Consider the following 1999-nt stretch of genomic DNA (forward strand, 5'->3'; position numbering starts at 1 on the left):
GCGACTGTACCACCTAAAATGGTGTCCGGGATGATTAGACCACTACAGGGATTGGTGTAGCGAACAAGGCTATCCCAGGGACTTGGCTGAGCGAGCACTCGCGCACCTTATCCAAAATAAGGTGGAAGCGGCATACCACCGCACTGACCTGCTGGACCAGCGTAGGCCTATGATGGATGCTTGGGCTGAATTTGTGACTGATAATTTACCAACCGAATAAGAAGGAAGCGGCCCATAAGGGCCGCTTCCTTCTATGTTCTTTTTTTTAGCTTTTCCTGGCGGTTAATAACATCTTGCCAAACCAGTGTTTCGACAGCTTTTGAGCCTGTTTGACTTCTGGCTTGGTCATCATGGCCTCCAGCTCATCACGGGCCTGCATGGCTTCAGGCATCCCTTCGGTGGCGGCCAAGGAGAGCCAGGCATAGGCATGTATCCGGTTGCGCGGTGCCCCCAGACCTTTCTCACGCAGCGTCCCCATCCGGTATTGGGCCATCCGGTCACCTTGCTGGGCTGCCAAGCGATACTGCTTGAGTGCCAGCGCGTAATCCTCTTTGCCCCCTTGTCCCAAACGCAGCATTTCACCGTAGGCGTATTGCGCTGCCGTGTGGCCCTGTTGAGCGGCCTTGGCATAGCTGGCTCTGGCCTGCTCCAGTTCACCTTGCTTATGCTGTAACTCCGCCAGCTCAAACCACGCCTTGGTTACGCCACCGTCAGCGGCCAGCGTTAACCAGTGGGCCTGCTGCTCCCGGTCTACCTGCAGCAAGCTCAGTTGGTACTCGGCTTCGTGGGAACCATGTCCGGCAGCCAGCTCTAACCAATAACGCCCCAAAGCGGGATCTGCGGGGACTTGCTCCCCTGCCAGATATGCCATCCCTAGCCAGAGTTCAGCCTCGGCAGAGCCCGCATTGGCGGCGCGCTGATAGGCAGCGAAAGCATTAGAAGGAAGCGCCTGTTTAGCTTGCAGCAACAAAGCGTCCGGTTGCTGTTGGGCAGCGGCTTTATCATTCCAGCGCTGGGCAATATCCGGCCATTTGGCGACCCCTTTGCCCATTTCATAGCGCTGACCCAGCAGGTACTGGGCATCAGGGTTGCCCAGTTCTGCCGCTTTTTCTAACCATTTGACGGCATCAGCATCAGCCCCCGGTTGTTTGCTGTACCACCGGGCCAGGACTAACTGCGCCTCGGCATGATCCCGCTTGGCGGCCTGCTCGAACCAATCGAGGCATTCACTCACCAGTTTGCCTTGATGCTGCTCCTGGCACATCAGGCCCAGTCGATAGCTGGCATGGGTGTTGCCAAGCCGCGCAGAACGTTGCCACCACTGGGTAGCAAGCGCCGGATTTTTGGGCTCACCGAGCCCAGCCTGATACCAGTCACCCACTTGCCACGCAGCGTTGGCGCGGATCTGCTGATCAGCGGCCAAGGGGCCCGACTGCTCAGCCGCTTGCTGCATCCAGTGCATGGCATTGGGGTAATCAGGTTGGCTGGCCAGCCGTTTGGCCAACTCATATTGGGCACGGCCATCCCCCTGCTTTGCCGCTTGGGATAACTCGGCGTCAGTGAGTGACGCAGTGGAAGAACAGGCTGCAAGCATGCTGGCGGTCAGTGCCAGCCATAGGGCTTGATGGGTCATGAGAAAATTCTTCGCTGAGTGAAAAAGTGACGGATGAGGCACTGCAGCCTTGCTGCCAGATCCATTCTGCCTCCCCAAACTACCACGGTTCATGATTGGTATTCTTTAAACCTCGATAGCTCGACTATCCGTTGCAAAAATCTTAGGTGGAAACATGACCATCGCAGTCTCAAATTCTGTTTTAGAAAAAAGGCCAGTAGCTTTCTTTTTAACCAGCTTAATGGTCCCAACGTTCGCTTGCCACTTTATGACCCAGCGCCCTCCGCTATAGACCATAAACGCAAACCCACACCTATTTTCACGCCCATTAATGATTCCGTAGTCATCGTATAGCATGTGTCCGACCATTCCATTACCAATCTCAGA

2 protein-coding genes are annotated in these 1999 nt (G+C 55.7%); both read right to left on the reverse strand.

Annotated features, from left to right (window positions below; genetic code table 11):
• Nucleotides 1-265 precede the first annotated feature (265 nt).
• Nucleotides 266-1633 (reverse strand): tetratricopeptide repeat protein, encoded by a 1368-nt coding sequence (locus AAC083_RS06540; protein ID WP_108536130.1) that lies wholly within the window; start codon nt 1631-1633, stop codon nt 266-268.
• Between the two features lie 105 nt (nt 1634-1738).
• On the reverse strand, nt 1739-1999 hold a 261-nt coding region (locus tag AAC083_RS06545), incomplete at its 5' end, for a hypothetical protein (RefSeq protein ID WP_219927867.1).

Source organism: Aeromonas sp. HMWF014, assembly GCF_963878295.1.
Taxonomy (GTDB): Bacteria; Pseudomonadota; Gammaproteobacteria; order Enterobacterales; family Aeromonadaceae; genus Aeromonas; species Aeromonas popoffii.